Source organism: Sphingobacteriia bacterium, assembly GCA_017304685.1.
GTDB lineage: Bacteria > Pseudomonadota > Alphaproteobacteria > Rickettsiales > 33-17 > JAFKLR01.
In genome coordinates this window covers 1-6,957 of record JAFKLR010000011.1, presented here as the reverse complement: position 1 = coordinate 6,957, position 6,957 = coordinate 1, and the positions used below count along the sequence as shown (strand labels likewise).

Below are 6,957 nucleotides of genomic sequence, written 5' to 3'. Positions count from 1 at the left end.
ATTTAATACATATGGTTTGTAAGTAATATAACTTAATATGACACCAAATTTTGTAACTTTGATTGTGGAATAAGTTTTGGTACTTTAGAATACTGTTTTTTAAATATAATTATATACTGAAATTTAAAGTACCAAAAACGATCGTTTTTAGGACAAACAATTTTTACAAAATATAACTTGCAGGTTATATAACTTTTAGGTTATAATATAATTATAGAAAATGGAGATTATATTGAATTGGAAAATTGAATATCTTGATGAATTTGAAGAATGGTGGGATAGTTTGAAAGAGGATGAAAAGATATCTGTAGATGCAGGAATTTATCTCTTAGAGGAACGTGGACCATTACTAAATCGTCCTCATAGTGATACTATAAAAGGATCTAAACATTCAAATTTGAAAGAATTAAGAGTACAACATAAAGGAAGACCATTAAGAGTATTATATGCTTTTGACCCAAGAAGAGTAGCTATATTAATATTAGGCGGTGATAAGACAGGGGATGATTCTTGGTACGATAAAATGATTAAAAAAGCAGATAATCTTTTTGATGAACATTTGAAAAGTATAAAGGAGAAATAAGTTATGGCACGTTCATTTGATGAATTAAGAAATAAGATGACACCAGAAGCTAGAGAAAAATCTAAGCTTTTAGCAGAAGAAATGAAGAAAGAAATGGCCTTAAATGAGTTAAGATTAGCAAGGCAATATAGTCAAGAAACATTAGCTGAAGTTTTACAAACCTCTCAAGCTAATATCTCTAAATTGGAAAAAAGAACTGATATGTATTTATCTACTTTACAAAACTATATAAAAGCTATGGGTGGGGAATTAGAAATTAAGGCAAAATTTCCAGAAGGTGAAATTGTTATAAATCAGTTCCATAACCTAGATAAACCTTTTAACGATCATTTTTAAGACTTCATTTATAACTCTTGTTGTTTGACACTTAACTAATAATACGTTAACAATATTGCAATTTTTAACTAAGAGGTAGCTATGACTCAAGATAGTAATTCTAATAATTTAGGTTTAATATCTACAATTAACAATGTTACTACTCAAGTAAGTGAAATTCACGAAAAGCAGGATAATTTTATTAAAGAACAACATGAGTTACTAGATAAAATTGAAAAAATTTTACTTCAACGTCAAATGGACAAAGAAAGTTTAAGTGAAATATAGATTTGAAAGCTTCATTATTCCACAACAAATAGATGGAATTTAGGCTTTACTGTGATTTTATAAAGGTTTGTTAGTTCTCTTCTCACATTTGACTTAAAAGCTAATATATATCATAATAGTTAATATATTAACTATTTGTTATTTTAAACTGTTATGGATATAACCTCTTCTTCAGATGGAAGTAAAAATAATATTGTCCACCTTGATTTTTGCGGCTCAAGGGCTCTTCCATCTTCTGTTAACACTGAGGAAATGCTTGAGTATTTAGTAAAATCGGTTGAAAGCGGTGATATCTTAATTAAAACCGATATTAATGGTTCTTTTATAGAGGCTAAGACTCCATTAATAATTAAATATCTTCATAAGACATATAAAACCATACCTTTTCTAAATATAGTAAATAATAATCAAAAATTAAAAGAAATATATGAGTTGTTACTCAAACTGAATACAAGTTTAATTAACAACTTAAATTATAATAATAAGACTTTAAACGTAGATTTTCATATATCAAGAGGTGTTGATATTAACTGTACTGATAATGATGAGAATACTCCTTTACATTTTACTGTAAAAAATGGCTCTGTAAAAACAGTAGAGGCTTTATTGAAAAAAGGCGCTGAAATTGATATTAGAAATATTTATAATCAAACTCCTTTACATGAAGCTGTAAGGTATGGCCAAGAAAATATAGTTAAATTATTAATTTTATATAAAGCTAATTTGGAAGCAAAGACAAAAATTGGTTTTACACCCCTTCATTTAGCAGCTCATAACGGTTATCTTAATATCACTAAGGATTTAATTGAAGCTGGCGCAAAATTAAATATTAAAAATAATGAGGGAAGAACTCCACTTCAAACCGCTGAAGAAGAAGGAAAACTAGAAGTAGTTTTATATTTATCTAATATCCATAAAGAACGCGAAAATAATAATGAAAACATAGTTGAAGAAAATGAAACTATAAATATTATAAAAAAAAATAATTTAAACGAAATAATTAGCTCTTCTAAAGGCACAAGCGATCAATTAGCTAAGTTAGTTGTAAAATGGATATGTAATGAGGATATTAAAGTAACCATTGATTCAAATGGTGAATTTATCGAAGTTACTAATCCAAATTATCTTTTAAGCTTTTACCGTGTCTTACAAAAAAAAGAATTTGAACAATATAAATCAGATACGAAAATAAGTAATATTATAAGAGTTGCTACAAATTTAAGTACAAGTTTACTTGCAAATACTGAGTTTTCATTTGAGAAAGTAAAATTCTTTATAAAAAGAGGTGCTGATATAAATTTCAGAAATTCTTTCGAGCAAACAGCACTTCATCTTGCTGTTATTAAAGGTCAATTTGATATTGTAAATTATTTATTATGTAAAGGAGTTGCAATAGATGTTTGTGATAATTTAAATTATACACCTTTACATGAAGCATGCAGAAATGGCTACCTTGGAATAGTAAAACTTTTAATTGCAAGTGGGGCAAATGTTAACTGTAAAAGTAATGAAAACTTTACGCCTTTACATTTTGCTGCAAGTAACAACTATCCAAATATTCTACTCACCCTATTAAATGCAGGCGCAAATATTGAAAATAAAAATCACTTAGGTAACACACCTCTACATCTATCAGTAACTGCGGGTTGTTTAACAACTACAAGAATATTATTAGAAACTTCCCAAAAGTTAGATAAAAAAATTGAGGACTATGCAATTAATTATATAGGACTAAGTCCGTTACATTATGCTGCTTATTGTGGTTATTTACAAATAACTGAATTACTTCTTGATTACAACTGCGATATTACATTTAAAAATATAGAAGGAAAAACTGCATCTGATGCCGCAAAAGATACTAACAATATTGATGTATTTAATTTATTATCAAACTATAAGCAAGATAGGAAAAAGGAAGATGAGGAATATCCAAATCCTAAAAATAGATATGAAGAACTTTTTTACAATTTAGCCACTAAAGTAAATAATAAAGAAATTGAAATTATTGAGGATTCACTTGGAAGATATATTCAAGTAAAAGAAGATAAAATTTTATTAAGCCTTGCGCATCACCTCGTTAAACTTAGTAAAATAAAAGGCCCATTTCCTAGTATTACACCTTTAGAAATTAATACTCATAAGATTTTAGAAGTAATTGATAATTTAAATAAGCAATTACTTGAAGAAGCAGGTAATTCTTTAGATAATGTTAAGCTATTAATTGCTAGAGGGGCAGATGTAAATTATTGTAACGATTTTAACAATACTCCTTTACATAAAGCTATATGTCGAAAAAAAAAGGATATAGTTAAATACTTACTTAGTAAAAATGCAGAGGTAAATACTGTAAATAATTCAGAAGACACTCCTCTTTCGGATGCTATATTTAATAAAGATTTTGAAATAATAAAACTATTGTTAGAGCATAATGCTGATGTACATAAATTAAGGAAGGACAATTGTTCATACCTTCAATATGTAGTAAGCTCTTCTCTTGAAATTACCTTATTATTACTTAAATATAACGTTGATATAAGTATTAGAAGTTTTGATGGCAGAAGTCTGATCCATAATGCAGTACTTGGTGGCAATATTAAAATTATTAAAGCTTTACATAAGCACAGTAAAAAAACAGGAAAATTATTAGATATAAACGCTCAGGATAATAATGGTAACACAGCATTACATTTTGCAGCACGTCTCGATAAAAGAGGAATATTTAAGTACCTTTTAAAGATTGGAGCTAATCCTAATATAAAAAATAATAAAAATCTTACCCCTTTAGATGTTATCAAACCTCGTGTAGTAGAAGATACCCTAAAAGTTAATCCCCTTAATAATGATATAAAGGAAGAAATCGATTTAACTACTATAAAAATTATTAGTTTAAATTCTTTATTACGAAATATGACAATAATTAAAGACATAAAATATAAAGTAAGCGAGAAATTTACTAATGGTAAAGATTGTAAAGTTAATTGTTATTATATCCTACAGATAATTATAATATTCATTAATGGTAAGGAATTTATAATAGAAAAAAAATACAGTAATATTGTTTCACTATTAATTATCGGTGGATACTATTTAATTAAAGCCGAATACAAAGTAAAGTATTACAAAATTATGCATAAAATTTAGTTAATATTATTTAAGTTTCAAACATTTAAAAAGAAATATGGAGTAAAACTTGACATTATAAGCAAAATGTTAAATAATTAATAAATGATTAATAGATATTCTAAAGGCTTTATTATGGCTGATGGTAACGATAATGATAAAAATAAAATAAAAGAAGCTGAAAATAAGGTTAATATTAAAAATAACGAACTAAAAAAAAAGAATGAGAAAATCAACTCTTTAAATCCTAAAGAAAGGCAAGAACTTGCCACTCTTTTAGAGGAATTTATTCAAGATCAGGAAGAAAATAGCAAAAATAATAAAAAAGCCAGTGATAAGGAACTTGCGTCACCTCAAACCTTGGAAAAATTAGAAGCAGTTATTGAAAAACTGAAAGCAGAGGGTGATATTGAATTAACACCAGAAGAATTAGAATTACTAGAGAAAATCGGTGTTAAGGAAAGTTGGCTTAAGAAAGCTATGAATTTCCTATTACCTAAGGTTTTAGCTAATTTCATTATAGCATCTGCGAAATCTTTTCTTGGTTTAGAACCTCAAGCTGATAAAGCAGTATTTAAAGATGATTTATTAAAAGAATTTGAAGGAAAGGCAGAAGCCTCAAAAGCTGCAAGTAATGAGCAACAAAAACAGCAGCAGGAAAGTCAATCAAAAGAAACCCCTTCCAAACAGGCTAATGAATCAAGTGCTGCCCTTAAAGCTGGAATTGGCGAAAGTAAAACTAAAGATGAAATAAAAATACCTTTTGATGAAAGTGCTACTAAAATTAAAGATGATTTATCAAAGGTGGTAGATAAACTTAAAGAAGATTCTAACCTTAAAGAAAAGATTGAGGCTATTAGTAAAACTAAAGATGAAAATAATGTAAGAGATGAGCGTATTGCTTCAAATCAAGAAAATTCAAAGGATAATAAACAACATAATAGTAAAGACAAAGACCAAAAGATAGTTCAGCAACAGGATAATTTACGTAATTTATATGGCGATGATAAAGTAAACGACGCTAAGCTTGTAGAAGCTGCTAAAACTGCCTCAACTCCTCAAAAACAGTTTGAAGCAGGTGTTAAAAGTGGTATGAAAGATGTTCGTAGTGAACTTGAAAATCAAAAAGGACAAAGTACTCCAGTGGAAAAAGCCAAAGGTGAGGCTAAAGAAGTTGCTAAAGACTTGCAAGGTAAAGTTGAACCGGTTAAAGGAAAAGGTGATGATGGAAAAGATCCTTCACCTCCACATACTCCTAAACGTACAGATCCTCCTTCTAGAGAACGTTAGTTAATAGTTAATTATATAACTAAAATATATATATATTACTTATAAGGTTACTACCTATGGTTGACAAATAATTATGAAAATATTATGATTTAACCAAATGTTAACATTTATATTAACTTTTATTAGGTTTCTATCATGTCAAAAGACCAAAATAACCCTCCCAGTTTTGAACATCTCTATAAAGATGCTGAAATTAGCGTTACCGAATTTAAGCATAGTACCTATACACAATTACAAAAATTCTTAAATAACAATTACGCAAACCAATTTACTAATTTATCTAGTGATTTAAAAAGCTTTAAAAAAACATTCTATATTTATGGTCCAGAATTACAACTCGCTCTAAATGACGGGTATTTTGATAATAATAAAATATCAAATGTTAGACCAGCTAGAGAAGTAAGCACCGAAAGAGTAAAAATAAAAGATCACTATACAAATAGAACTAAAGTAAAGTATCAAGGAACATATGGTAATGTTAGTAAAGGCCTTGATGAAGGATATGGTCTCTTTTTTAGTAGTAGCGAAAAAGATGGTGAATTTACTGGTTTTGTCGAAGTTAAAAATAATGTTGCGGTAAGTGCCACAGAAAGTGAGAAAAGAAGTAGTGTAATATTTTTCTATCAGGGATGGACTCCTTTCATGAGCGACACTTTTATCAATAGAGATATTCATCCTATTCTTCCGCACTGGATTAATGATTATTTCACAAAATTAGAAATCACAAATGAACCTAATAAAATTCATGGATTATATATAAATTTTGATATTGATAAATCTTTTTATACTCTTGAAGAAGAACGAAAGTTTTTTGATTATTATTCACAAAAACCTAATCTTGTAATACAAGCAGCTATTGATGGAATAGCAAAAGATAATATAAATATTCAAAAGAATAAAAAAGCAGATGATACTATCGGCTTTAAATCCACTGCCCCAGCTTCAACCCCAAGATTCTTTAGCCTAGCTGTTGCTAATGATGATTTTGCAAAAAACATCGATTACCATATTCAAACTTATGCTAAACTAAATGGTTTAAAAGAAAAAGACATTAAAACTCTTAAATCAAAGGTTCAGGATGTTTTAAAAGTAAGTAATTCACTCGGCACAAAACTTCATTTTATGATTGAAGATAGAGAAAATTCGAGTAAAATTATTTCCCTTCTTGATAAGGGTGCTAACGTAAACGCACGTGACGAGCATCAACAAGTTCCATTACATTTTGCAGCAAATGCTCAAAATCCTGACGAACAATTAATTAAAACAATGCTTAATAAGGGCGCAAATCCTAATGCTCAGAAAAGTACAGGCCGCACACCTCTTCATTTTGCTTGTAAAAAAGTTGGAACTGATAAAAGCAG

6 protein-coding genes are annotated in these 6,957 nt (G+C 28.3%); all 6 read left to right on the top strand.

The features are described from left to right. The first annotated feature begins 232 nt into the window (after positions 1-232). A complete protein-coding gene (locus tag J0H68_10030; GenBank protein MBN8829032.1) occupies positions 233-583 on the top strand; it encodes a type II toxin-antitoxin system RelE/ParE family toxin in 351 nt (116 codons plus the stop codon). Positions 584-586: 3 nt separating this feature from the next. Then, a complete protein-coding gene (locus tag J0H68_10025; protein MBN8829031.1) occupies positions 587-919 on the top strand; it encodes an XRE family transcriptional regulator in 333 nt (110 codons plus the stop codon). Positions 920-1,000: 81 nt separating this feature from the next. Further along, on the top strand, positions 1,001-1,186 hold the full coding sequence (locus J0H68_10020) for a hypothetical protein (GenBank protein ID MBN8829030.1): 186 nt from the start codon (positions 1,001-1,003) through the stop codon (positions 1,184-1,186). A gap of 153 nt (positions 1,187-1,339) precedes the next feature. Continuing rightward, positions 1,340-4,327: an ankyrin repeat domain-containing protein gene (locus tag J0H68_10015; GenBank protein ID MBN8829029.1), complete on the top strand. Its 2,988-nt coding sequence runs from the start codon at positions 1,340-1,342 to the stop codon at positions 4,325-4,327. A 114-nt stretch (positions 4,328-4,441) separates the two neighbouring features. Further along, positions 4,442-5,596: a hypothetical protein gene (locus J0H68_10010; protein MBN8829028.1), complete on the top strand. Its 1,155-nt coding sequence runs from the start codon at positions 4,442-4,444 to the stop codon at positions 5,594-5,596. A gap of 135 nt (positions 5,597-5,731) precedes the next feature. Then, positions 5,732-6,957, top strand: a 1,226-nt coding sequence (locus J0H68_10005; GenBank protein MBN8829027.1) for an ankyrin repeat domain-containing protein, incomplete at its 3' end; no start/stop codon positions are given.